Source organism: Streptomyces laurentii (assembly GCF_040635425.1).
GTDB classification, from domain to species: Bacteria; Actinomycetota; Actinomycetes; order Streptomycetales; family Streptomycetaceae; genus Streptomyces; species Streptomyces laurentii.
In genome coordinates this window covers 24,914-48,631 of record NZ_JBEYHT010000040.1, presented here as the reverse complement: position 1 = coordinate 48,631, position 23,718 = coordinate 24,914, and the positions used below count along the sequence as shown (strand labels likewise).

The 23,718-nt window shown below is 73.1% G+C and carries 18 protein-coding genes and 3 pseudogenes; 11 read left to right on the top strand and 10 right to left on the bottom strand.

Annotated elements, in window-relative coordinates; all coding sequences use genetic code 11:
- Nucleotides 1–55: 55 nt before the first annotated feature.
- The 3 genes from ABZ693_RS23320 to ABZ693_RS23310 form a co-directional block, all read right to left on the bottom strand.
- A complete protein-coding gene (locus ABZ693_RS23320) occupies nt 56–4,987 on the bottom strand; it encodes a DNA-binding protein (protein WP_359880497.1) in 4,932 nt (1,643 codons plus the stop codon).
- A gap of 41 nt (nt 4,988–5,028) precedes the next feature.
- A complete protein-coding gene (locus tag ABZ693_RS23315; protein ID WP_359880447.1) occupies nt 5,029–5,886 on the bottom strand; it encodes a DUF4132 domain-containing protein in 858 nt (285 codons plus the stop codon).
- A gap of 279 nt (nt 5,887–6,165) precedes the next feature.
- Nucleotides 6,166–7,032: an AraC family transcriptional regulator gene (locus ABZ693_RS23310; protein ID WP_359880444.1), complete on the bottom strand. Its 867-nt coding sequence runs from the start codon at nt 7,030–7,032 to the stop codon at nt 6,166–6,168.
- A 357-nt stretch (nt 7,033–7,389) separates the two neighbouring features.
- Between ABZ693_RS23310 and ABZ693_RS23305 the strand changes: the two genes are divergently transcribed.
- Nucleotides 7,390–8,301 (top strand): DUF4331 family protein, encoded by a 912-nt coding sequence (locus ABZ693_RS23305; protein ID WP_359880441.1) that lies wholly within the window; start codon nt 7,390–7,392, stop codon nt 8,299–8,301.
- Between the two features lie 143 nt (nt 8,302–8,444).
- Nucleotides 8,445–9,387, top strand: a pseudogene (locus tag ABZ693_RS23300) (site-specific integrase).
- Nucleotides 9,388–9,432: 45 nt separating this feature from the next.
- On the opposite strand, the gene ABZ693_RS23295 reads toward ABZ693_RS23300, so the two are convergent.
- The 4 genes and pseudogenes from ABZ693_RS23295 to ABZ693_RS23280 all read right to left on the bottom strand — a co-directional run.
- Nucleotides 9,433–10,020 carry a hypothetical protein gene (locus tag ABZ693_RS23295; RefSeq protein WP_359880438.1) on the bottom strand — a complete coding sequence of 196 codons (588 nt, stop codon included), beginning with the start codon at nt 10,018–10,020 and terminating at the stop codon, nt 9,433–9,435.
- Nucleotides 10,017–10,289 carry an SHOCT domain-containing protein gene (locus tag ABZ693_RS23290; RefSeq protein WP_359880435.1) on the bottom strand — a complete coding sequence of 91 codons (273 nt, stop codon included), beginning with the start codon at nt 10,287–10,289 and terminating at the stop codon, nt 10,017–10,019. The genes ABZ693_RS23295 and ABZ693_RS23290 overlap by 4 nt, the downstream gene beginning before the upstream one ends.
- Nucleotides 10,290–10,448: 159 nt before the next feature.
- Nucleotides 10,449–11,027 (bottom strand): annotated as a pseudogene (locus ABZ693_RS23285) (Tn3 family transposase); the annotation flags it as partial.
- A 62-nt stretch (nt 11,028–11,089) separates the two neighbouring features.
- Nucleotides 11,090–11,347: pseudogene (locus ABZ693_RS23280) on the bottom strand (DUF4158 domain-containing protein); the annotation flags it as partial.
- 134 nt (nt 11,348–11,481) lie between these two features.
- Here ABZ693_RS23280 and ABZ693_RS23275 point away from each other — a divergent pair.
- Nucleotides 11,482–11,637 carry a hypothetical protein gene (locus ABZ693_RS23275; protein WP_359880432.1) on the top strand — a complete coding sequence of 52 codons (156 nt, stop codon included), beginning with the start codon at nt 11,482–11,484 and terminating at the stop codon, nt 11,635–11,637.
- A gap of 61 nt (nt 11,638–11,698) precedes the next feature.
- On the opposite strand, the gene ABZ693_RS23270 is transcribed toward ABZ693_RS23275, so the two are convergent.
- On the bottom strand, nt 11,699–12,712 hold the full coding sequence (locus tag ABZ693_RS23270) for a zinc-binding dehydrogenase (protein WP_359880429.1): 1,014 nt from the start codon (nt 12,710–12,712) through the stop codon (nt 11,699–11,701).
- A gap of 182 nt (nt 12,713–12,894) precedes the next feature.
- On the opposite strand from ABZ693_RS23270, the gene ABZ693_RS23265 reads away from it, so the two are divergent.
- From ABZ693_RS23265 to ABZ693_RS23245, 5 genes are all read left to right on the top strand, one after another.
- A complete protein-coding gene (locus tag ABZ693_RS23265; protein WP_359880426.1) occupies nt 12,895–13,443 on the top strand; it encodes a TetR/AcrR family transcriptional regulator in 549 nt (182 codons plus the stop codon).
- 247 nt (nt 13,444–13,690) lie between these two features.
- Nucleotides 13,691–14,083 (top strand): peptidase inhibitor family I36 protein, encoded by a 393-nt coding sequence (locus tag ABZ693_RS23260; RefSeq protein WP_359880423.1) that lies wholly within the window; start codon nt 13,691–13,693, stop codon nt 14,081–14,083.
- 241 nt (nt 14,084–14,324) lie between these two features.
- Nucleotides 14,325–14,897, top strand: coding sequence for a hypothetical protein (locus ABZ693_RS23255; protein ID WP_359880420.1), 573 nt, complete (start codon nt 14,325–14,327; stop codon nt 14,895–14,897).
- A 149-nt stretch (nt 14,898–15,046) separates the two neighbouring features.
- A complete protein-coding gene (locus tag ABZ693_RS23250; RefSeq protein WP_359880417.1) occupies nt 15,047–16,201 on the top strand; it encodes an inorganic phosphate transporter in 1,155 nt (384 codons plus the stop codon).
- On the top strand, nt 16,198–16,434 hold the full coding sequence (locus ABZ693_RS23245; RefSeq protein ID WP_359880414.1) for a hypothetical protein: 237 nt from the start codon (nt 16,198–16,200) through the stop codon (nt 16,432–16,434). Before ABZ693_RS23250 ends, ABZ693_RS23245 begins: the two co-directional genes overlap by 4 nt.
- 117 nt (nt 16,435–16,551) lie before the next feature.
- Here ABZ693_RS23245 and ABZ693_RS23240 read toward each other — a convergent pair whose 3' ends face one another.
- Nucleotides 16,552–17,868 carry an RICIN domain-containing protein gene (locus ABZ693_RS23240; protein WP_359880412.1) on the bottom strand — a complete coding sequence of 439 codons (1,317 nt, stop codon included), beginning with the start codon at nt 17,866–17,868 and terminating at the stop codon, nt 16,552–16,554.
- 440 nt (nt 17,869–18,308) lie between these two features.
- Between ABZ693_RS23240 and ABZ693_RS23235 the strand changes: the two genes are divergently transcribed.
- Nucleotides 18,309–19,673 (top strand): alkaline phosphatase, encoded by a 1,365-nt coding sequence (locus ABZ693_RS23235; protein WP_359880409.1) that lies wholly within the window; start codon nt 18,309–18,311, stop codon nt 19,671–19,673.
- A gap of 51 nt (nt 19,674–19,724) precedes the next feature.
- Here the strand turns inward: ABZ693_RS23235 and ABZ693_RS23230 are convergent, their stop codons facing one another.
- Nucleotides 19,725–20,765 (bottom strand): ArsR/SmtB family transcription factor, encoded by a 1,041-nt coding sequence (locus tag ABZ693_RS23230; protein ID WP_359880406.1) that lies wholly within the window; start codon nt 20,763–20,765, stop codon nt 19,725–19,727.
- A gap of 442 nt (nt 20,766–21,207) precedes the next feature.
- Between ABZ693_RS23230 and ABZ693_RS23225 the strand changes: the two genes are divergently transcribed.
- The gene (locus ABZ693_RS23225) at nt 21,208–22,455 is read left to right on the top strand and encodes an alpha/beta fold hydrolase (RefSeq protein WP_359880403.1); all 1,248 of its coding nucleotides are present in this window, start codon (nt 21,208–21,210) and stop codon (nt 22,453–22,455) included.
- A 184-nt stretch (nt 22,456–22,639) separates the two neighbouring features.
- Complete coding sequence (gene galE / locus ABZ693_RS23220) at nt 22,640–23,632, top strand: UDP-glucose 4-epimerase GalE (protein ID WP_359880400.1); 993 nt, start codon at nt 22,640–22,642, stop codon at nt 23,630–23,632.
- The last annotated feature ends 86 nt before the right edge of the window (nt 23,633–23,718 follow it).

The following is a 23,718-nucleotide window of genomic DNA, read 5'->3' as shown; positions in this document are numbered from 1 at the left end:
GGCAGGGCGCGTCGGACCCGCCGCGATCGTGCGGCGACCGGCGTGGCCGGTCCGCTCAGCGGCGCCGGCGGGTGCGCTTCACCTTGAGTTCCTCGAAGCGCGGAAGGTCGCCGTCGGCGATCCGCCGCCATGCCCGGGCGTACAGCTCGGCGGCCGGTTCGACGGGCACCAGGGCGCCGAGCGCGGGCCGGTCACCCGCCAGCACGCCGTACATCGCCAGCTTCCACCGCTCGACGGGCAGCACGGGCGCCGTCTGCTCGACCCAGGCGCCGGGCAGGAACAGCGACCGTCCGGCCCTGGCCCGTACCGCCGACACCACCAGGTCGGTGGCGTCGAGTTCGGCACGGGCCGCCTTGAGACGGGCCGGCTTCCAGCCGGTCCACCGGGCCGTGTTGCGGTCCGTCGGATCGGGCAGGGCGAGCAGCATCAGATACAGCGTCGCGGCGTCGGCGCCGAGCCCGTGGGCCTCGGACACCTCGGCGACCAGCCCGGGCACCGAACGCGACGGGTCCTGCGGCCACCACACGCCGTCCTCGTCCGGCTCACCGGCCGCGGGCGCACCGGGATCGGCCAGGAGCCGCGCGAACGCCGGTTCGTTGACCCGCCGCAGCGCCACCTCCACCGCCGTCGGTTCCTGGTCCGCGCCGCGCAGCGCCACCAGATACGGGTCGGATCCGGTGGAGTCGAGGAGCGCGGGCCGCAGCGCCGGCAGGGGCTGGTTGTCGGCGGTGGCCATGAGGACCGCGCCGTACCGCTCGTGGTCCGGGGCCGTCTCCGTCGGGGTGCCCGCGACCTTGCGGAAGTCCGCGAGGCTCGTGTAACGGCCGACGGACAGCAGCAGGTCCGGCGACGCCAGCCGCTGCCGTACGGCGGTCAGCGCACCCGGCAGCGCGGCCCGCGCAGGGTCGCCGGCCGGCAGCCGGTGGGCCAGCCAGGCCATCAGACTCAGTGCGCTCACCAGCACCGTGCCGGTGAAGGGGGTTTCGGTCGGTACGACGGGCTCCGGGCGGTCGTTCTCGATCCGCCAGGCCACGTCGGTGCTCAGCTCCGGCGAGGCGGCCGGGTCGAGCAGCGCGGACAGCGCCCGCGGGGTCGGCCAGCCGCCGCGGACGGCGCGGGTGGCCTCCGCGGTCAGCCAGTCGGGGACGCGCACCCGGCGGCCGACGCGCGCGTTCCACACCTCGGCCGCGGCCGCCGCGTCGGGGCCCTCGGTCCACAGCGCCGCCGGGTCCGCGGGCAGCAGCGCGGCGACGACCGCCTGCCGCACCTCGTAGGACAGGGTGCGCAGTTCGTCGCGGGCCAGCTTGGCCTCGGTGACCTTCAGGCCGAGGCTCTTGCGCAGCTCCGTGGGCAGGAAGTTGTTCTCCCAGCTGTCGATGCCCGGCATGCCGGCGAGGACCAGCCGGGCCACGAGACTCGGGGCTCCGGTGAGCCGGGAGAACTCCTCGGCCGCCTCGGGGACGAACGGGGCCGGTCCGCGCGCCCCGGCCTCCTTCAGGAACGCGGTCAGCCAGTCGGCGCCCCGGGCGGGGTCGCCGACCGTCGCGCTGCCGCGCTCCGTGTAGGGCCCGGGGACCTCGAAACGCCCGCTCGGGTCGTACAGCAGCGCGCCGAACTCCCGCCCGTCGACAGCGGTGTGGGGAGCCGCGTGGTTCCCGGCCTGGTCGAGGGGCTCGGTGAAGCCGAGCACCGCGCCGGCGCCGAGCGGGAGCACACCGCGGTGCGCGGGGTTCCGGACCTGGCCGTCCGCGGTGGCCACGTGCGCCTCCGCCAGGTGGAGCCGGACCCGGCGCCAGCGGTCGGCCGAGCCGGCGGCCGACGCGAGACCGAGCGCGTCGATCTGCCCGAGCACGGTGAGCAGGGCCGCCCGGCCCTCGTCCTCGGTGCCCGGCGCCACCGCCCGGAAGGCGACGGCGGCCGGCCGGTCCAGCAGGGGGGTGAAGGGCAGCCGGGTGAATGGCAGCGAGGGTACGTCGAAGTGGAGCCGGCCGGGCACGGCCGGGGCCGTGGTGTCGGCGCGCGCCGTGGCGAGGTCCGCCAGGAAGCGGTGGGCCACGTCCGATTCGGAACCCCAGCGGTAGTACTCGGTGCCCACGATGCCGTTGAGGGTCGTGCCGAGCAGATGGTCGGACGGACCCTGCGGACGGGCCTCGGCGGGTTCGTCCGACCCGTCGAGCCGGGCGGCGACGCCGTCCAGCGCCTTCTGCTGCTGGACGGCGAAGTGGAGCACCTTCACCACACCGGCGATCAGTCCGGGCGTGGTGACGTCCGGCAGCGCGGCCGTGACCAGGTCGGGGACGTCCGCCACCCGCTCCGCCGCGGCGGCGGCCTTCAGCAGGTCCCGGGCGGTGTCGGCGGAGGTGGTGCGCAGCGCGGCCGACCCCCGCGGGTCGCGGGCGCGCAGCGCGTACAGGAAGTGCAGCGGCGGCAGGGACGAGGCCGCCGTCGCGAAGATGTCGTTGTAGTCGGCCTGCGCGGTCGTGGTGACGACGCCCTCCGGGTCGCCGAGCGACAGCGTCCGCCACTCCCGCGTCAGCGTGCGCGGACGCTCGTCGCCGGGGAAGGTCAGGGCCGCGATCGGCGGGTTGGCGCCCTCGGGCAGGGTGACCTCGCGTCCGGCGGTGTCGCCGGCGTGCCAGCCGTTGCCGGGAAGCTGGACGACACGCCAGCCGAGCAGACCGTCCGCGGGCGTGCCCAGGACGGAGCCTTCCACGGCGGGCGCGGGCCGGATCCAGGACCCGCTCGCGGAGAGCCGGGCACCCGGGGCGTGGGGGAGCAGCGCGTCGGCGAGGAAGCCCGGCTGCGAACGCCGTCCGCGCGTGCCCTCGGCCGGGTCGTACTCGACCCAGCCGGGCTCGGTGCCGCGCTCGCTGTCGTCCCACACCCAGTAGGAGGAGCCGTCGGACAGGACCCGGGTCTCCCGCGGTACCCGGGTGTCACCGGCGTACAGGACGCCGTGGCCCGTGGTGCGGCCGCCGCCGGGCAGCGGGAGGCTGAGGTGCTCGGAGCGCATCTGCCACTGGTCGATCCCGCCGGCCAGGGTGAACACCCGGTCGGGATCGGTGTGCCAGTAGCCCTCGACCTCGCCGCCGTTGTACGTGCTCCAGAACACGAGCAGCGCGCCGTCGACGTAGTGGAATCCGTACTGGCGGAGGTTGCTCGGGCGGGCCCGCAGGTCGTGGACGAGGACGGTGGAGTCGGCGTCGAGGACCCGCACCTGGGTGCAGTTCGCCACGATCAGGCAGGGCCAGGCCTCGACGACGGTCAGACTGCTGCGGGTGCAGTTCCCCGAGGTCATTTTCTCAAGGGCCTCCTCCCAGGCCGGCCACCGCAGTTCCTCCCACAGGCCGCCGCGCAGGGTACGGGCGAGCATCGCGCCGAGATCGGCGCCGGCCGCGGCGGCGACCTCCTCCGTCGCGAGCGCGAGGGCCTCGGTGGGCAGCCACGACAGGCGGGCGAGCGCGCTCGGCAGTCCGGGCAGTCCGGCGGACACCGACGTCCGGGCGATCCGGCGCATCCAGGCCGTGAGCAGCGGCCGGCCGCCGGCCGAGGCGGCGAGGGCGCGCATGACGTCCACGCTGTGCGGTCCGGCGCTGTAGTCGTCCGCGCCGGACTCGAAGGCCGGGTGGAAGCGCGGGTCGGCGGCGATCGCCGCCAGGTCCCGGCGCTGCTCCGAACGCTCCCAGTCCGACAGGTCGAGCGCGCGCCGGGAGCGGCGCGATCCCGGCTCCGGCTCCGGGTCGGCGACCGGTATGTCCAGGGAGAGCAGGAGGTCGAGCAGGTTGACGTCGTCGACGCCGATCCGCAGGGCGCCCGCGCCGTCGGGGCGGTCCGCCAGGTCGGCGCGCAGCCGTCCGGCCGCCCGGGTCACCAGCTCCAGCAGGGCCGGCGGGGTGGGCCGGTTGCCCCAGCCGCGGTGCCGCTCCGTGTGGAACCGCTCCAGCCAGCCGGCGGCGCCGTCCGCGCACCGGGTCTCCGCCGGAGCGTCGTCGTCCGTCAGCCCGGCGTCCGCGCCGGAGTCCGCGAGGATCCCCAGCCACAGGTCGCACATCTCGCCGTTCTCCTCGGGCGGAGTCAGCGACAGCAGGGTGCCGCGTACGGCCGGGACCCGGCGGGCCAGCGCGATCAGCGCCGTACGGTGCGCCTTCCACCAGCCGGCGGCCGCCCGCAGCGTGGCCGGCAGTGGCAGCAGTTCGGCGAGGTAGTCCTGCTCGGCCTCGCTCCCGGACAGGCCCGCGGCCCGCGCCAGCCGGCGCAGTTCGGCGGCGGCCTGGGCGGACGGGGCGAGTCCGCCGGCGGTACGGCGCACGCACAGCCGCCGGAAGCGCTCGTACGCCTCGACGGGCGCGAGCCGCGCCGCCAGCTCCTTGCCGTACCCGGTCAGGACCTTCACCGGCAGCGCGCCGGCCAGGGCGAACTCCAGGAAGACGGAGTCGAGACGGTCCTCGTCGACCGGCAGCCCGTGCTGTGCCTCGCTGGTGCGGGCGCGGCCGAACAGCTGGCCCGCGTACGTGGTGTTCTCCACCGAGAGGAAGATCCGCGCGGCCTGCTCGTAGAAGACGGGCAGGAAGTGCGGGACGGACGAGGCGAGCCGGCCGGCCAGTTCGGTGCAGGCGTCCAGGGCGGCCTTCGGCTTGGTCTTCGCCTGCCGGGCCAGCCGGTCCAGTTCGGGGACGACCGCGAGCGCATGGTGGCCGTCCTCCGGGTGGTGCACGAGCACCCACTCGGGGAAGCCCAGTTCCTGGCGCCGGCCGAGACCCACCACGGCCGGTTCGGCCGCGGGTTCGAGGCCGAGGAAGCCGGCGGCGAGGTCCTCGGCGGGGCCGAGCTCGGAGGCGGCCAGCCGGACCACCACGCGGTCCTCGCCGAGCACCGGGTGGCGGTAGCTCCGCGCGGTGAGCGCGACCGCCGAGGGGCCCGCTTCCCGGGCGTCGGCCGGGAGGACGGCCCCCGCCGCCAGCAGCTGCGCGTTGTCCGCCGCGGACATCGCCGTCGTCACGGTCGTCGCGTTCGTCGTGGTCGTGCCGGTCACGCGTTTCCACCCTCTTCGATCGTGCGGCCGGCGTACAGCGCGGCGGCCATGCGCATTCCCTCGGACCAGGCGACCGGCCCGACCTCCGTCAGCCGTATCGCGCGGCCGTCCTCGTCGTGCCAGCTGAGCCCGCCGGTCTCCGACTCGCCCTCCCAGTACGGTTCGCCGATCCAGACCGACGCCTCGCCGACGCGGCCGCCGTCGCGGACCTTGCAGGTGGCGTAGCCGCCGGAGACCCGGTAGCCGAGGCTCGTGGCACGTGCGGCGAGACCGAAGCGGGAGGCGAACTTGCCGCCCGCGTAGTCCCGTACCTCCGTGGTCTCCTTGCGGTGCGCGTCGTCGGCCCGGGTCCAGGTGGCCCGGTGGATCTGCTCGACCCGCTGGGTGATGCCGAGTTCGGCCGCGAAGTCCCGTACGTCCTCCAGATCGGGGAGGAGGACGGGGTGGGGGAGGGTCACGGTGCGCGGCGCGATCCGTACCGTCTCGCCGTCGAGGTCGACCAGCCGCAGCTCGCCGTCCGCGGACACGTCGCGCAGGAAGCCGACCTCGTCCGGGTCGTCGCCGACGACGGCCATGTCGCGCAGGGCGGACTGCCAGGCCTCGTCCGGCCACACCCGAGCGATCAGCTCGGTCGGCACCGGCAGCGAGGAGACCATCCAGGTGTCCACCTGCGCCAGGCACGAGGCCGTGTGCCGGTCCAGCCATTCGGACAGCCGCCGCAGGCGGTCCACCTCAGGGTCGTCGCGCAACGCCTTCGGCAGCGACTTCAGCTGCCGTCCCCCGGCGCGCCGTGCGACCACGCGCCCGTCCTCGAGGGTGATCTCGTACCCCTCACCCGCTGTCAGCCACGCCATCAGCCGTGCCCCTCCGCTCTGTTCCGTCGGAATCGGAATCCGCGCAGCCCGAACCAGAGGCTCCATGCCCCCTGGACTGCGGTATGCGGTGGACACTATCCAGGGCCACTGACAACGGCGGCACTGGTGTGCAGAACGGGCACACCGGGCAGGGTCGTTCCTGGTCAGGCCCTGTATGACGGGTTCATGACGGATCGTCGCGCGGGCGGGGGAGCCGTACGCCGCCGGGTCGGGGCCGGGTGTCCTCGGTCCGAAGGCGGAGTACACCCGGCGCGTGCGTCAGCCCAGCTCCGGCTCCACGGGCAGCCACAGCTCGGCTTCGACGCCCTTCCCGTCCGGGGCCATGCCGGCGCGCAGGATCTCCGGTCCGGGGCGGCTGCGGTACGGGTTGGACGGGAACCACTGGGTGAACGCGTCCCGCCAGAGCGTCTGGATCGCCTCGGGCATCGGCCCGGATGTGGTGAACACCGCCCACATGCCGGCCGGGACCGCGAGGACCGAGGCGCCCTCGGGGGCGTCGGCCGACGTGATCACCCCGTGGTAGTAGTCGAGTTCGGTGCCCTCGGCCCGGCTCGGGTCCAGATCGTCGCAGACGGCGACGATGCCCCGCGGGTCCTGGTCGGACAGCTCCGTCAGGCGGGCCACGAGGCCCGGCTCGATGCCGCGGACGAAGTCGATGATGGCCTGGTTCGGCCCCAGATGGATCAGGGGCACCCGGGCCTTGGGGCCGACGACGGTGAAGTCCGGCCGGTCCACGACGCGATAGCGCATGCTGCTGTTCCCTTCGACGACGAGGCGGAAGGACAGCCGGGGCTGGGAGACGAGCGCGGCACCGGTCCGCCGGGCCTCGCCCGGCCCGACGCCGTGCAGGGCCCGGAACGCCCGGGCGAAGGCCTCGCCCGAGCCGTATCCGTACCGCACCGCGACGTCCAGCAGCGGCTCGTGGCCCGAGAGCACCGCGGCGCCCGCGACCGTGAGCCGGCGGCGCCGTATGTACGCCGACAGCGGCATCCCCGCGAGCGCGGAGAACAGCCGGCGCAGGTGGTACTCCGAGGTGGCCGCGATCCGCGCCAGCTCGGCCACGTCGACCTCCTGGTCGAGACGGCGTTCGATGTGGTCCAGGCACTGGTTGAGACCCTCCAGCACGCCCGGCCTCCTTCCTCTTGCGTGAGCGTCACGCTAGGCGGCACGTCCCGTGCCGCACCCGACATCCTGTGCCCGGTCCGGTCGGGTGGAGCCATGTCCTCGACGGCGTCGATCCCGGTTCGCGCCGGGGCAGGGCAGGGCTTCGCCTGCGGGGTGGCGCGGTCACGGGCGAGGGAACGGATGTACGGACGGATGTGCGGATGTGTGGGCGCACGGTGCCGTCGGCGATCGGCCCGCCCGGTGGCAGCGCCACGCCCGCCGACCTGCCGATTCTTCATCTGACGTGGCATCAGTCGGGCCGTACCCGATTCTGAAAGCATGTCTCACCACCTGAGTGGGCCGAACCTGCGTTCGCCCATGGATGACGCCCGCCTCGACATGACCGACCTGTTCGCCTTCGCCGCGGGCGACGCCCGGACCGTGCTGATTCTCAACGTGAACCCGGTCGCCCCCACCGGCGGCGAGGCGTTCCACCCGGACGCGGTCTACCGGATCAACGTCGACACCGACGGCGACCACCGGGCCGACATCGCGTACAGCTTCGTCTTCTCCCCGCCCCGGGACGGCCGGCAGACCGTGACGGTCCACCGGGCCACCGGCGACCAGGCCCGGGCCCACGACGCCGCCGGCGACCGGCTGTTCACCGACGCCCCGGTCGGTCTCGGCACCGACACGCACATCATCGAATCCGGTGGCTACACGCTCTCCGCCGGGCTGCGCAGCGACCCGTTCTTCGCCGACCTCGACGGCATCGTCGCGAAGTTCCAGTGGACCGGCGTCGACTGGGGCGCGGACAAGAACGTCTTCGGCATCGTCCTGGAGGTGCCGGACGCCGAACTCGGCCCGGATCCGACGATCGGCGTCTGGGGCCGGGTCAGCCTGCGGCAGGACGGCCGGCTGACCTCCGTCGACCGGGGCGCCCACCCCTCCCTCACCGCCTACTTCAACGCCGAGGAGGCCAAGGACGCGTACAACGCGGGCGAGCCCGTCGACGACTGGGCCACGTACCGCGAGCCCTGGAACGAGGTGCTCCGGCACTTCGGCGGCTACGCCCCCGAGGCCGCCGACCAGGCCCTGCGCACCGTACTGCCGGACATCCTGCGGTTCGACCGTGGCCGCCCCGCCGCCTACCCCAACGGGCGCGCGCTCGCCGACGACGTCACCTCCGCCCGGCTGTCCATGCTGACCGACGGCAAGGTGCCGACCGACCACATCGGCCCGCACACCGATCTGCTCCCCGACTTCCCCTACCTCGGCCACCCTCACTGACCTGGTCCTCCGAGGGGCCAGGGGATCGAGCGGGGAGGGGAACGGGGCGAACGGGGGACGGGGGACGGGGGACGGGGGTCCGGGGGTGCCCGCGATCGTGCAGCTGTCGGACCGGATAGCCGCCCCGCCCCGCCGGGAAGGCGCTGACTGTCCGCACGGCGGCCGATGTCTTCCTCGACTCGCTCGGGAACGCCAACACTCTCCGGTCGTGCGGCGTCGGGGTGGGCAAGACCGCCGAACGGCTCGGAGAGGCCCGCCCGCTCGTTTCCGTCGCGGACGATGAGATCGGCGGCGCCCTCGAACAGCTGTGGGGCGAGGCGGCGGTCAACACCTGGAACGCCCGCCGGGCGGCGGTGCTGTCATGGCTGGGCTGGTGCGCGGAGCGCGGCTACGAGGGCCCGCAGGTGCCGGCCTGGGTGAAGCGGATGGCACCGCCGGACTCGGACACTGCGGCCCGCTCGAAGATGGCCATCGACCGGCTGATCGCCCGCCGTGACGTGCGCCTGCGGGAGAAGACGGTGTGGCGGATGCTGTACGAGACAGTCGCACGGCCGGGTCCAGCTCCTCGGCGTCAACGTCGAGGAGCTGGACCCGGCCGGGCGCCGGGCCCCGGTGAAGGCGAAGGGTGCCCAGCCGCGTACCCGGCGCCGGGGCGCCTCGCGCGAGGACTTCGTGCTGGAGACCGTGTACGGGGATGCCGGCACCGCCCGCCTGCTGCCCCGGCTGATCAGGGGCCGCACGCGCGGGCCGGTGTTCGTCACGCATCGCCGCCCAGGGGCGGGGAAGGTCGTCAGCCCGCGCGATGTCTGCCCGGACACCGCGCTCGTCCGTCTGTCGTACGGGCAGGCCCGCGCCCTGCTGGACGTGCACACGGCGGTCGGCGGAGTGCCGGGCACGGGCTGGGACCTGCATGAATACCGGCCCTCCGGCCTCACCCACCTCGGTGAGGCCGGGGCCGGCCTTCCGATGCTCATGGCGAAGTCGCGGCACAGGAAGCCGGAGAACGTGCGGAGATACTTCCACCCGTCGCCGGAGGCGATCGCCGAGGTCACCAGTCTGCTCGCGCCCGGCGACAGCAGGCGCTGAGACCAGCCGTGTGTGCCCCGGACTGCTGCCTGCGCCCCTGGCTCGCTACCGGCTGGTGACGTCGAGTTCGGTGTACATCCCGGCGAGGTAGTGGCCGGGGAGGTTGCACACGAGCTCGTAGCGCCCAGGGCGCAGCGTCAGCGTGGTCCACGCCATCGTGCCGGGGGCGATGCCGTGCCCCTCACCCGCTGCGCAGGTGCGGGACGCCTCGCCCAGGCTGTCCGCCTCGCTGGTCTTCCCGGCAGGACCGGTGGGGCGCTTTCCGATGTCCTGGCCCGGCGGCAGCGGGAGCACCACCACCTCGTGCGCCATGGCGCCGGTGTTCAGTACCCGCAGCGACACCACACCGGCGGTGACCGTGGCCGGACGGGCCACGAGATGCATCATGCGCATGTCGTAGCCGGGAGTGCCGCCCATCATGCCCGGCCCCATGTCGCTCGCGGTCACGTCCACCACCTTGCCCGGCAGCGCGGGCGCGCTGCAGCGCGCACCCTGGGCCCGCCATGCCGTGGGAGCCGTGTGGCGGAAGGCGCCGGTGCCGGCCAGCACCATGGTGGTCGCGATGCCCAGCACCAGCGCGGCGACCGCCCCGGCGACGATCAGCCATGTGCCGCGTCGGCGGTCGGCGTTCATCGGTGCTCCCGCAGCAGCGCGAGGCGTCGTCTGTACTCGTCTTCGTCGATTTCCCCGCGGGCGAACCGCTCGGCCAGCAGGTCCTCGGCCCGCCGGCTTCCCGGCTCGCTGGTGGAGGCAGAGCATCCGGACTGGCGGTCGTGACGGGCACCGCTGAAGTAGCGGACGAGCGCGACGATTGCGGCGATCACCAGCGCCCAGAACAGCACCATGAACACGGCCATGAAGAACCAGCCGCCCCAGCCCCAGCCGCCGTCGTACCACATCATGACGATCACCTTCCCGGCTTGCGGCCCTCCCGGTTTCCAGCGTGCGCCGAGGGTGGCCTCGGCGCACAGGGGCAACCTGGTGCCCTGGTGAAGGGCAGAACGGCCCGCCGCGTCTTCCCGTCAGTCCGGACGGCGTCATGCCGCCAGGAGCGGGCCGGGTCATTCCTCGTCGGTGGCGTCCGGATCGCGCAGCGGACGCAGGCCGCCGGGCAGGTCGGGAAGCTGGAACGAGTACCGGCCGAGCAGGTTGATGTGATGCCGCACGAACGGCGAGAGGCGGGCCACGTCCTCGTCACGGACATCGAAACCGTCCGCGCGCAGCCGGTTCACCGCGGCGTCCATGTACCGCGTGTTGAACAGCACGAGGGCGTTGAGGACCAGGCCCAGGGCGCCGATCTGGTCTTCCATGCCGTCCCGGTAGCGCTGGTAGAGCTGCCCGGACCGGCCGTGGAAGATCTTCCGGGCCAGGGAGTGGCGGCCCTCCTGGAGGTTGGCCTGGCTCTTGATCTGCCTGCGGTAGCCGGGCTCGTCGGCCAGGCGCAGGATGTGCAGGGTCTTCGCGATCCGCCCGTAGTGGGCGATCGCGTCGCCGAGTGGGGTGGGTCGTGCGTCGCGGGAAAGCATCCGGATGACGTCGTAGGCGCGGACGGCTCCGGTGTGGATGGAGCCGATGATCCGCAGGATGTCTTCCCAGTGCCGTTCGATGCGGGCGGGGTCGATCCGGCCGCGGGCCGCAGCCGGTCCGGCTCGGAGACCCGCTCGCCGGGCGGCACCGTCAGCAGCGAGAATCTCCCGTACACCTTCAGCACCGACGGGTCGCCGATGTCGAGCTGCTCGGCGAGGTAGTCCACGACCGCCGCCGGCACGTCCGTCAGGTCGTCCAGGAACACACCGAGGTAGCGCGCGGTCGTGAGCTGGGCGGCATAGTCCAGGCGGTTATGGGACCGGCGCTTGGACTCGATCAGTGCCCGGTCCGCGTCGTCCAGGAAGAAGAAGCGCTCCAAACTCCGTGCGGGACGGCGCCCCGCGATACGCCGCGTAGGCGGCAGCCTGCTCATCCGTCAAAAAGTCGACCGGCATCCCGGACCTCCAAACAGTCGACCAACACGACTGCCGAAGGTTCAGCCCCTACAGAAGCCCAGGTCAAAGCCCTCGTCGAGACGGGACCGGCTTAGCGCCGGTTTTCGTTCCGATGCTCCTCGTCCCCCAGCTCCTGCGGGCGGCCCGGCTGATGCGGGTGCCCGACGACATCGTGCTGTCGCTGCACGCCCTGGTGGACATCGAGCGGGCGGTGTACGACCTGCGGGCCGCGCTGTTCCACGTCAGCACCGTGCCGGCCGCCGCCTGAGACGACGCGTGGGCGCGGACCGGCGGTGAGGCCGGTCCGCGCCCACGCGGGCGGTACCCGGTCAGGGGCGCAGGATGAGCCGGATCGGGTCGCCGGTCTTGTTCTCCAGACGCTCCACGGCCTCGGCGGCCTTCTCCAGCGGGAGCTCGCCGCTGATCGACGCGGAGAAGTCCAGGCGGCCGCCCTGGAGCAGGGACAGCAGCTGCGGCAGCGCGACCGGCATGTCGGAGCCGTAGTGGCCGAGGATCTGCTGCTGGAGGTAGCTGAAGCGGGTGCCGTCGGTGACGGTCAGCGGCTTGTCGGTCAGGCCCGCGAGCACCAGGCGGCCCTTGGGCGCGAGCACCGTCAGCGCCTGCTCGCGGACGGCCGGCACACCGGCGAAGTCGAAGGCGGCGGCGAGGCCGGCCCCGCGGGTCGCGGCGCCGATCCGCTCGCGCAGCGCCGGGTCAGCCGGGTCGAGCGCCAGGTCGGCGCCCTGGGCGAGGGCGCGCTCGCGGGCGGTGGGGTTGGGGTCGACGGCGATGACGGGGCACGCGCCGATGGCCCGCAGCAGCTGGACGGCGTGCACGCCGAGCCCGCCGACGCCCCAGACGCCGACCGCCTCGGCCGGCTTCACGGCGCCCGTGACAGTGATCGCGCCCCACGGCGTGGAGACCGCGTCGGGGATGATCGCGCCTTGGTCGAAGGGGATGGAGTCCGGCAGTTCCGTGAGGGCGTGCTCGGAGGAGAGCGCGTACTCCGCCCAGCCACCGTCGTAGTCCACACCGCGGGTGTACGTGACGCCGCCGCGGACTTCGCCCGCGTAGAGCACGACCCGCTGACCCGGGGTCCAGCGCGTGACGCCCGGACCGGTCTCCGCGATGGTGCCGGAGACCTCGTGGCCGAGGGTGACCGTGTCCTCCCGCAGCAGCAGGGGCGTGAGGGTGCCGTCGATCAGGTGGACGTCCGACAGGCAGACGCCCGCGGCCTCCACCTTCACCAGGACCTGGCCGGGGCCGGGTGCGGGCTTCGCCACCTCCTCGATCCGCAGCGTGCGGCTGGGGACGTGCAGCCGGGCGGCGAGCATCTGCTCCATGACATTGCCTCCTTGACGCGACGACCCCGGGGCCCCGGGCCCCTTAACGCAAGTCGCCTTGCAAAGAAACGTACGCTCGCCTTCCCTGTAAAGCAAGTGGCCTTGCGTTACGATGGATCATGGCCTCGTCCGACCCGAACCCCCCGCTCTCGCCTCCGCCCCTGCGTCGCCGTGGGGCCCGTATGCGCTCCGCCGTCCTGGCCGCGACCGTGCGGGTCTTGACCGAGCACGGGCTCGCCGGCACCACCGTCGGTGCCGTCGCCCGCGCGGCCGGCGTCCACGAGACCTCCGTCTACCGGGGGTGGGGGACCCGCGAGAACCTGATCCTCGAAGCGCTGGCCGAGCAGGTCGACACGGCGATGCCCGTGCCGGACACCGGGCACGTTCGCGACGACCTCGTCGCCTACTTCGTCACGCTGGCGCGCCTGCTCGCGACGACGCAGGGCGAGGCACTGCTCCGGCTGAGCGCCGAACGCGACGACACCCTGCCGGACCGCCGCCTCCCCTACTGGGCCGAGCGCCTCGAACGCGGCGCGGTCATGGTCCGCCGGGGCGTCGAGCGCGGCGAACTGGCGCCGGACACGGACCCCGGCCTCGTCATCGAGGCCATCAGCGGCGCCCTGTTCACCCGCGCCCTCATCAGCGGCGCCCCGCTCGACGAGGACCTCGCCGCGCGACTCGTCACCCTGGTGCTGGGGGGCGCCTGCCCACCGCCTTCGGGTCGCTCCTGACCGCTGGGCCCTGGAAGTACGTGGAGTCTCCGCGCCGCCGGGGCCGCTTCTCGACCCGATGAGGTCTGGACCGAACTCCGTTCGGACGCCCCGGGTCCGCCGATGACGCCGCCTCTCGCCTCACCCCGCGCGTCACACAGCCGCCGACCAGGTCGATTTCGCTACGATTCTGCCGATTTCTTCCCCTCGCACACATCACCGTGGCGCTCTGGACCGCAGAGTGCGGCCACGCGCCGGAGGAGGGTCAATGAACCATCGCGCGAAGTTCACGCTGTCCGTGATCGCCGGAGCCTTCGGGGCGGCACTCGCACTCGCGCCCGCCGCGCCGGCGGCCGTCGCGGTGCCTGCCGACGGCTATGACAGCTGTAAGAAGGGCTATATCTGCTTCTTCTCGGAGAAGGACGGCGAAGGCCAGAAGTGCCAGTGGTCGGCGAACGCCACGGACGCCCGATCCATGTGCTCGTGGATGAAGTCCGGCACGAACACGCGCTCCGTCTACAACCGCACGGGTGGGCGGTTCCACTACTACCACCGGGCCAACTATGTGGACCGCATTGGCAGCACCACCGCCGGGGACAAGGGCAACCTCGCCGGCACCTACACCATCGGCTCCCTCTGCACCGGCTCCTGCCCGAGCTGAGCCGACCAGCCGGGGCGGAGGGAGAGCGCGGCAACACAACCCGGCTCGGAGTCCAGCCCGGCGTGCGCGGCCGAAGTGCGCGCCCCGTCGTGCGATCGTCCGCCCCGGCGCAGACGGCACTCGCTCGGGTCATATGCCAGCTTTCGCCTGCGCCGCGCCCTGCCCGTCCGCCAGGGTGGAAACCGAAGGGGCCGCCACGGATACGGCGGCGGACGCACGGCACGGACAGGGGAGATCGGCCATGTGGGAGCTGGACAGCGCGGAAGGGCACCGGGGCCGGGTGGGGGTGCTGCTGGAGGACGGCAGCGTGCCCGGCCCGGTGTACTACGACATCGGCAGCGGCGCGAGCTTCCACAAGTCCGCGGAATGGCACATCTACGACGGCACGCTCGGTGCTCCGCGCGCGGACCGGATGCGCGCCGCGTGCGCCTGCGGCTGGTACGGGGAGGCCGCCTACCCGATCGAGTGGGACCGGGTGTCGAGCCGCGAGCCGTATCACTACGACACCAGCGGCCCGCAAGGGGACTGGGCCACGCACGCCCGGGAGGTGGCGGCGCTCGCGAGGCCGCTGCCCGAGGACGTCGCCGCTCTCCTCTCCCGGCTGCGCACGCGCGTCGACGAGCTGGAGAACTCCGACATCCTGGCCGGGCTGCGGGTCATGGGCGAGCTGGAGTCCGTCATCGGCTGCTCGGCCCCGTACTTCGCCCGCGCCGCCACGGGCGCGTACCCGGAGGAGGAGATCGCGCGGGCGCTCGGCAGCACCCGGGCGGCCCTGACCACCCGCCTGCGCCGGTACGACCGTCCCGCGTACTGACGGGCCGTCGCGGCGCCGTCCTCCGGTACGGCCGACTCCTCCGGCACGGCCGTGCCGGGGGGCCCGACCGGATGGCGGGCCCGCGACCTACGGCGTGCCGGGTCGGCGCACGGCCGGACCTGCCCGGTGTACGGGTTAGTTTCGGCTCCGTGACCGGCAACGACGCGGTCCTGGCGTTGATGGTCGCCACGGCGCTGGGCTTCGACTTCACCAACGGCTTCCACGACACCGGCAACGCGATGGCGACCTCGATCGCCACCGGGGCCCTTCCGCCGCGCGTCGCGGTCACGGTCTCGGCGGTGCTGAATCTGGTGGGGGCGTTCCTGTCGACCGCCGTGGCGGCGACCATCGCCAGCGGTCTGGTCGCCACCGAGCAGGTCACACTGGCGGTGGTGTGCGCCGGTCTGACCGGCAGCATCCTGTGGAATCTGACCACGTGGTATCTCGGGATCCCCTCCAGTTCGTCGCACGCGCTGATCGGCGGGGTGATCGGGGCGACGGCGGCCGCGGCCGGCGTCTCGGCGGTCAAGTGGCAGGACCTGGTCTCCAAGGTGGTGGTGCCCGCCGCGCTCTCGCCGTTCGTCGCCGGCGGGGTCGCTGTGGCCGGCACCGCCCTGGTCTACGGTCTCACCCGGGGGGTGCCCGAACGCGCGCGAGGGCACGGCTTCCGGCTCGGCCAGATCGGCTCGGCCTCCATGGTCTCGCTCGCGCACGGCACCAACGACGCGCAGAAGACCATGGGCGTCATCACCCTGGCCCTGATCGCCGACGGCACCCTGCCGGCCGGATCGAGCGCCCCGACCTGGGTGATCACCTCCTGCGCGCTGGCGATCGGCCTGGGCTCCTACATGGGCGGCTGGCGCGTCATCCGGGCGCTGGGCAAGGGCCTGACGGAGATCGAGCCGACCCAGGGGATGGCGAGCGAGTCGGCCACGGCCGCCGTGATCCTCTGCTCCACCGACTTCGGCTATCCGCTGTCCACCACCCACGTGGCCACCGGGGCGATCGTGGGTTCCGGGATCGGGAAGCGGGGCGCCGAGGTGCACTGGAAGATCGCCCGCCGGATGGTGACGGCCTGGCTGTTCACCCTGCCCCTCTCCGCGCTGATCGGCGCCGTCGCCTACTGGACCGCGCACGGCATCGGCGGCACGGCGGGCGTGGTGGTCGTCTTCACCGTGCTGGTGCTGGCCTCGATCGCCTTCTTCGTGGCCTCCCGCCATCCGGCCGTCACCCCGGAGAACGTCAACGCCGTCTGGACCGGTTCGGTGGTCCCGCCCGCTCCAACCGACAAGGTGTCCCCGTGAGCACGTGGATCAACCTGGGCGCGCTCTGGAAGATCGTCGTGATCGGCCTGCTCACCGGCGCCGGCCTGCCCGCGCTGTTCGCGGTCGCCCTGCGGCTGCTCAATCCGCCCGGCCCGGAAACCGCGCCGCGGGCCGCCGCCGGTCCGGTCCGTCTCACGCTCGCCCTGCTGATCTTCGCGGTGATGCTCGCGACGATCGGCTGGGGCATCTCCGTCATCGTCAACCAGCGCTGACCGGCCGCAGGCAGTGCGACGGACCCTCGGACGGTCGTGCCGGGGCGTTCCGACGGCTGAGGGGCGCCCCGGCAGGTGGCTCCGGCGGAGACCTCCGACGGAGTTCGGACGGCGGTGCTACTCGCGCGGGTGCAGGTAGAAGGTCTCGTTGGCCACGGGGTCGGGCTGGTGAGGGCCCGGCTGGTAGGGCCACTGGATGACCCAGGCGCCGTCGCCGGTCTCGTTGCGGTTGATGTTCGCGTACAGCCCGGTCCCGTTGTCCCGCAGGACGGTCAGGTTGGGGAACGTCGGGTCGGGGTGCTCCAGGGTGAAGTTCTGCGTGTCGTGGCGCGGGCCGCCGGAGCCGGGCTCGCCGATGGCGGGGTGGCAGTCCCAGATGTTCAGGTAGTCGCCCGCGTGCGAGCTCTGGCCGTTGGCCACGTCCACGCACTTGCCGTTGGACTTGCTGACGATCCGGTACATCGGCTTGCCGGTGTCGCCGAGCATCCCGAGCCAGCGCAGATACCAGCGCTGGTTGTCGCCGCCGTTGTCGTGGTACTGGATCACGTGGGTGCCGTTGGCGCTCTCCGCCTGGTACACGTCGAGGAGCCGGTCGCTGTTGTCCGCGTGGATGGTCAGCTCGGCGGGGCCCGCCGAGGCCCGGAGGGCTCCGAACCGTACCGGCCAGTGGTCGCTTCCGTAGTTGGGCAGCACGCTGGCCTGCCAGCGGTCGGTGTCCACGTCGGAGACCATGTAGTCGAGTTCGTTGCCGGACTGCTGGGTGGCCTGTCCGCCGTTGTAGATCCGCGCGCCCCCGGGCAGGCCGAGCGCGGGCAGGTCCTGTGGGGCGCGGTTGAAGTCGCCCAGCGCCGCCCAGTCGAGGAACCCCTGGTAGAACGCGGCGTCGGCGATCCGGCGGAGCAGGGATCCGGCGTCGTTCCCGCCGCCGGAGGCCGCGTGCACGGAGGCGAACAGGATGCCGTCGGCGCGGTTGACCACCCCGAGCGCCGGGCGGTAGACGCCGTTGATGGGCAGGACGTTGTCGGGCTGCCATGCGGTGACCATGCCGAGGTCGCGGGTGGTGGTGCGCAGGATGTAGAGGTGACGCAAGGGTCCGTTGTCGCCCTGGACCCAGAGGTAGTGTTCGACGCCGTTCACCATGCCCTGGTAGTACGACCCGGCGGGCTGCCCCTGGGGCACTTCCTGCAGGGCCACGACGTCATGGGTGCGGGCCAGGTTGTACGCGCCGGCCCACCGGTCGGGGCCGGCCTGCATGTTCCAGGTCGCCGCGACATGGCTGTCGGGGTTCGCCGCGTGGGCGACGTCGCCGCCCGCGACCAGCCCCGCGCAGGCGAGCAACAGGGTGACCACGGCCGCCAGCAGGCGGCGGAGCGGGGCCCGGGAGACGAGCCTTCGGGAGCCGCCGACTCCTTCGTTCCGGCTACGGGTTGTCATGTTCCGCACTGTCCCAGAGCGCATACACCCGGAATAGAGGGACGAGCGGTCGAACATGTGGACGGGGGAGGATTCCGGCCTGCCGGGGTCCACTCGTTCCCTCCGTTCCGGCCGGCGAGATCCGCTCGCGCCGATACGGCGTGGGGGAGGCGGGTGACCGCGTCGGTGGGTCCGCGCGGGCCTGGCACTCGCGCGGGCCCGGCACTCGCACCGGCCGCCCCGCGGCGGCGACCCCCCGGGAGTGAACCTTCGGCTCACCCGCTCGTTTCCCCCGTGGACGGTGCGCCTCCGTCCGCCCGGCGATCGCCTGCCCGACACTGGATGCCTCCGGGATGCGTGTATGCGGCACGTAGTTCACCTCGGTGTCGCTCATGCCTGATGGTCTGGCCCCGGGCCGGACATCCGCGCCGGTCCGTTCGTCACCTCGAGGAGGGGTATTCGTGCCCAAGTCCACTCGCCGCCGGGTCGTGGCCGTCGCCACCCTGGTCGCCGCCACCGCGGCCGCTGTGGCCGTCACGTCCGGCGCCGGCGCCTTCGACACCGTCCAGCGGACGAAGGCGACGATCCAGGGCGGCAAGGCGAAGAACGTCATCCTGCTCATCGGTGACGGCATGGGGGACTCCGAGATCACCCTCGCCCGCGACTACACGGTCGGCGCGGCCGGCCGCCTCGACATGGACACGTTCCCGCTGACGGGCGCGTACACGACGTACGCGGTGCACGCGGACGGCACGCCCGACTACGTCACCGACTCCGCGGCCAGCGGCAGCGGCTGGGCCACCGGCGTGAAGACGGTCAACGGCCGCATCTCCAAGACGCCCGGCTCCGACAAGGCCGTGCCGACCCTGCTGGAGCTCGCGCAGCGCAAGGGCTACGCGACCGGCAGCGTCACCACCGCCGAACTGACCGACGCCACCCCGGCCGTGCTCGCCTCGCACGCCACCGACCGTTCCTGCCAGGGCCCGGCCGACATGGCCAAGTGCCCCGCCGACACGGTCGCGGCCGGCGGCCCGGGCTCCATCGCCGAGCAGTCCGTCAACCACAAGGTCGACGTTCTCTTCGGCGGTGGCAAGCAGCGCTTCGACCAGAAGATCACCGACGGCCGCTACAAGGGTCTCACCGTCACCGAGCAGGCGCGGAAGCTCGGCTACCAGGTCGTCACCGACGACGCGGGTCTCAAGAACGCCAAGGCCGACGGCCCCGTCCTCGGTCTCTTCTCGGCCGGCAACGTGCCCGTCGAGTGGACCGGCAAGCCCGCAGCGGTCGGCGGCACCGACCCACAGCGCTGCGTCACCGACAACCCGAAGCGCCCGGCCACCACGCCGAGCCTCGCCGACTCCGCCACCAAGGCCATCCAGCTCCTGGAGGCCAAGCAGCGGAAGAACCACGCCAAGCAGGGCTTCTTCCTGCAGATCGAGGGCGCCTCGATCGACAAGCAGGACCACTCCGCCGACCCGTGCGGCCAGATCGGCGAGACGGCCGCCTTCGACCGCGCCGTCAAGGTCGCCCGCGACTACGCGGCCAAGCACCCCGACACCCTGGTGGTCACCACCGCCGACCACGGCCACAGCAGCCAGATCGTCCCGCTGGAGGCGACCCCGCCCGGCCTGTCCTCCACGCTGATCACCGACGAGGGCCAGCAGCTGAAGGTCAACTACTCGACGAACACCCCGGGGCAGTCCCAGGAGCACACGGGCACCGAGGTCCGCATCGCCGCGCAGGGCCCGCAGGCGTACCGCGTGCTCGGCGTCACCAACCAGACCGACCTGTTCACGACGATCAGCGAGGCGCTGCGCCTGCGCTGAACGTCCTGAAAGCCCGCTGTTCTCGACGGATCCGGCGAGAACACGAGCGAGTCAGCCGAAGGGGGACCCGGCCACCGGGTCCCCCTTCGGCTCGTGGCGGGGCCGCTGACGGGCAGTCGCCAGCCGCGATCCCGCCGGGGTACGGCGGTAGAGCACCGCGCGCCCGGAGCGGGCACGGCTGACGAGGCCCGCCTCGTGCAGGACACCCAGGTGGTACGAGACGGTGGCCGGGCTGAGGAAGTGGCGCGCGGCGAGCTGGGTGGTGGAGGCCGGGCGGACCAGCGCGGAGAGCAGTCCGGCCCGGGTCGGGCCGAGCAGCCTGGCGAGTTCGGCGGAGGGCGGCACCTCGGCGCCGGCCCGGTCGCGTACGGGATAGACCATCATCGGCGGCCTGAGCGCGCCGCACACCGGGTCCACCGCCACCGCCGGCCAGGCCGCCACCAGCGAGGGCACCACGATCACCAGCCGTACGGTCTGCCGCACGGCGAACCGGCTGTCGACGCGCAGCGCGCCGCCGGACCACACGATGCCGGGATGCAGCGAGTTGAAGAGTTCGGCCGCGCCCCGCCGGGCCAGTACCCCGGCGCACCGGTCGATCTCCGCTTCGAGGGTCGCCCGGGCGGTCTCCCAGTACGGGGCGAAGGCCAGGTCCCAGTAGCGCCGCAGCTCCTCCGCGATCTGCCGGGCCACGTGCGCCCCGCCGCGTGCCATGGCCCGCCGCACCTCAGGGGGCAGATGGGCCCCGGCCAGGCCGCTGGCCGGGCGGCCGGTACGCAGCGCCTCCAGCTCGTCGAGGACGCGGCCGGGAGGCGTGTCGCGTACCCGCTCCAGTTCTTCCTCGACCGAGGCCGAGGGGCCGTCCGGCAGCGGGCTGAGGAAGTCGGGCACGTAACCCCCGCCGTCCAGGGCCAGTTCCGACAGCAGCGGCAACCGGGCCCGGCGCAGGACGCGGCGGGCGCGCGCGATCCACGGGTCGACGTCCTGGGCCGGGCACGCACCCCAGGGCAGCAGCGTCGACGTGACCTCCTGCAAGGGCGAGATCGCGAACCGGGACCGGGCCAACCCCTCGGCGTCCACGACCAGTTCGATCACGACTCCCCCTGCCGCCTTCGCCGTCTCGTCCCTTCGAACGTGCTCGAATCCTGGCATAAAGACTCGCGCCGGCAGGCGTGTTCGGACCAGTCTGGTGTCGCACGGAACGCGGAAGACGGACGGAAGGCACGCGGAGGCCGCGCACCAGCGGCGTCGGCGCGCCCACAGCGTCGAAGACGCGGGACGCGGAGACACGGGGATGCGGAGAGACGGGGGTACGGGGATGTGGCGTAGACGGGGAACCCGGGAGCGCCGAGCGGCGCGAAGGGGCACGAGAACCGCGGCGCTGGGAACAGCCGCCGCGCTGGCGGCCGTCGGCGCACTGCTGTCCGGGACGGCGACGTCCGCGGCACAGGGCGGGATGGTCGCGGCACAGGGCGGGGCGGCCGCGGGTCGGCCCGGAGGGGACGGGGGTCTCTCCGGCGCCGCGGCCTGCCCCGGCTTGACGGGCTATACCTGCGCCACGCTGAACGTCCCGCTCGACCACAGCGGCGGCGTGCCGGGCCGGCTCGGCCTGAAGGTCGCCATGGCGGACAACGTGCGGGCCCCGAAGGGCGTACTCCTCTTCCTCACCGGCGGTCCGGGCCAGCCGGGCGTGCCGTTCGTCGAGCGGCTGAGCAAGAAGCTGGAGCCCGTACTGAAGGACTACCGCCTGGTCATGATCGACCAGCGCGGCACCGGCGCCGGTGCGCTCCAATGTCCGCAATTGCAGGAGGAGATGGGGTCGTCCGATCTCACGCCGCCGACGGCCCGGGCGGTGACGGACTGCGCCGCGGCCATCGGTCCCGAGCGCCGCCACTACAGCACCAACGACACGGTCGCCGACCTGGAGTCGCTGCGCCAGGCGCTGGGTGTGCGGAAGATGACCCTCGACGGCGTGTCGTACGGGACGTACACCGCCGAGCGGTACGCCCTCGCGTACCCGCGGCACGTGGCGCGACTCGTCCTCGACTCGGTCGTGCCGCAGACGGGCTACGACCCGATGGACCGCGCCGCCCTGCGCGCGGCGCCACGCGTGCTGACGACGGCCTGCCGGGCGACCGGCTGCGCCACGGACCCGGCGGCCGATCTGGCCGAGGTGGTCCGCCGGTACGGCAACGGGGTCGACGTGATCGACGCCCTGACCACCTGGGAGTTCGTGGACCCCGACTACACGGCGATGATCGACGCCCTCCACCAGGCGGCGAACGGCGACCCCGCGATGCTGCAAGGCCTGATCGCCGGGGTGCGCGAGGGCGGCGCGGCGAGCGCGGAGGAACTCAGCCAGGGACTGCACGCCTCCACGCTGTGTCTGGACGGGCGCTATCCGTGGGGCAGGTCGGACACCCCGGTGGCCGACCGCCAGGAGGCGCTGGAGAAGGCGGGCGCGCGACTGACACCCGCCGACTACGGCCCCTTCGACGCCGCCACGGCGACGGGCCTCGGTTCGATGCTCAGCTGCCTGCACTGGCCGCGCACCCCGGTGCCGCCGCTGCCTTCGCGGGAGCGCCGCCTTCCGGACGTACCGGTCCTGCTGCTCGGTGGCGACCGCGACCTGTCGACCCCCCTGGAATGGCTGTACGACCAGAAGAAGCTGACCCCGCGGGCCCGGGTCGTCGTGGTGCCGGGCGCGGCCCACTCGGTGCAGAGCCGGGCGGCCAGCGACGCCGGGCGTCAGGCGGTGTGGGACTTCCTGCTCGACCGGCGCTGACGGGGGCCCGCTGGACGAGGACGAACGCCCCGGCCGGTGCCGCGCACTCCACGGCGCGTGGTACCGGCCGGGGCGTGAGCGCGAACCTTGCCCCTTCACCGGCACGCCGGGAGCGACGAGGGCGGGCCGGACTCGGCTGGCCTGGCCGCTCGCCGTCCGTCATCCGGGAAGGTTCACCAAGCGCGTGAAGGTTCTGATCGCCGGAGGAGCCGGCTACATCGGCAGCACTGTGGCCTCGGCCTGTCTGGACGAGGGCATCACTCCCGTCCTTCTCGACAGTCTCGTTCGTGGCCGGCGGGAGTACACCGAGGGGCGGATCTTCTTCGAAGGCGACATCTCCGACGGTGCCGTGGTCGACCGGATCTTCGCGGAGCATCCCGACATCACGACGGTGGTGCACTGCGCGGCGCTGATCGTGGTGCCGGAGTCCGTCGCGGACCCGAGCGCCTACTACGAGGGGAACGTCGCCAAGAGTCTCGACTTCTTCGGCCACCTCCGCCGGAACGCGTGCGACCGGGTCGTCTTCAGCTCGTCGGCCTCCATCTACCAGGCCGAGGACGGCTCCCCGGTCGACGAGCGGTCCCCGCTGGGACCGCAGAGCCCCTACGCGCGGACCAAGGCCATGTGCGAGCAGATGTTCGCGGACATCGCCGCCGCCGGACAGACGCGCGTGCTGTCCCTGCGCTACTTCAATCCCATCGGCGCCGACCCGAAGATGCGCACGGGGCTCCAGCTGAAGCGGCCCAGTCACGCGCTGGGAAAGATGATCTCCTGCCATCAGGAGGGAACGCCCTTCCCGATCACGGGCACGAGCTACCCCACGCGGGACGGATCCGGCATCCGTGACTACGTACACGTCTGGGATCTGGCCGCGGCGCACGTCGCGGCGATCCGTCGCTTCGACTCCCTCCTGACGGAGTCGGCGCCGTCGATGGCGATCAACCTCGGCACGGGCTCCGGGACCACGGTGCGCGAGCTGTGCGAGGCGTTCGACCGGGTGGCCGACACACCGCTCGCGACGGTCGACACGGAGCCGCGCCCCGGAGACGTCGCGGGTGCGTACGCCTCGGGCGATCTCGCGCGGCAGACCCTCGGCTGGGTTCCGAAACTCTCGTTGGAGGAGGGGATCCGGTCCTCCCTGGACTGGATTCCGTTGCGCGACGAGAAGCTGCGGTAGCGGCGAGGACGAGGCGTACGCCGGACCGTCACAGGTCCCGGAGCACGGGTGTCCGGAGCACGCTCTCCCACCCGGCCCACTCGAAG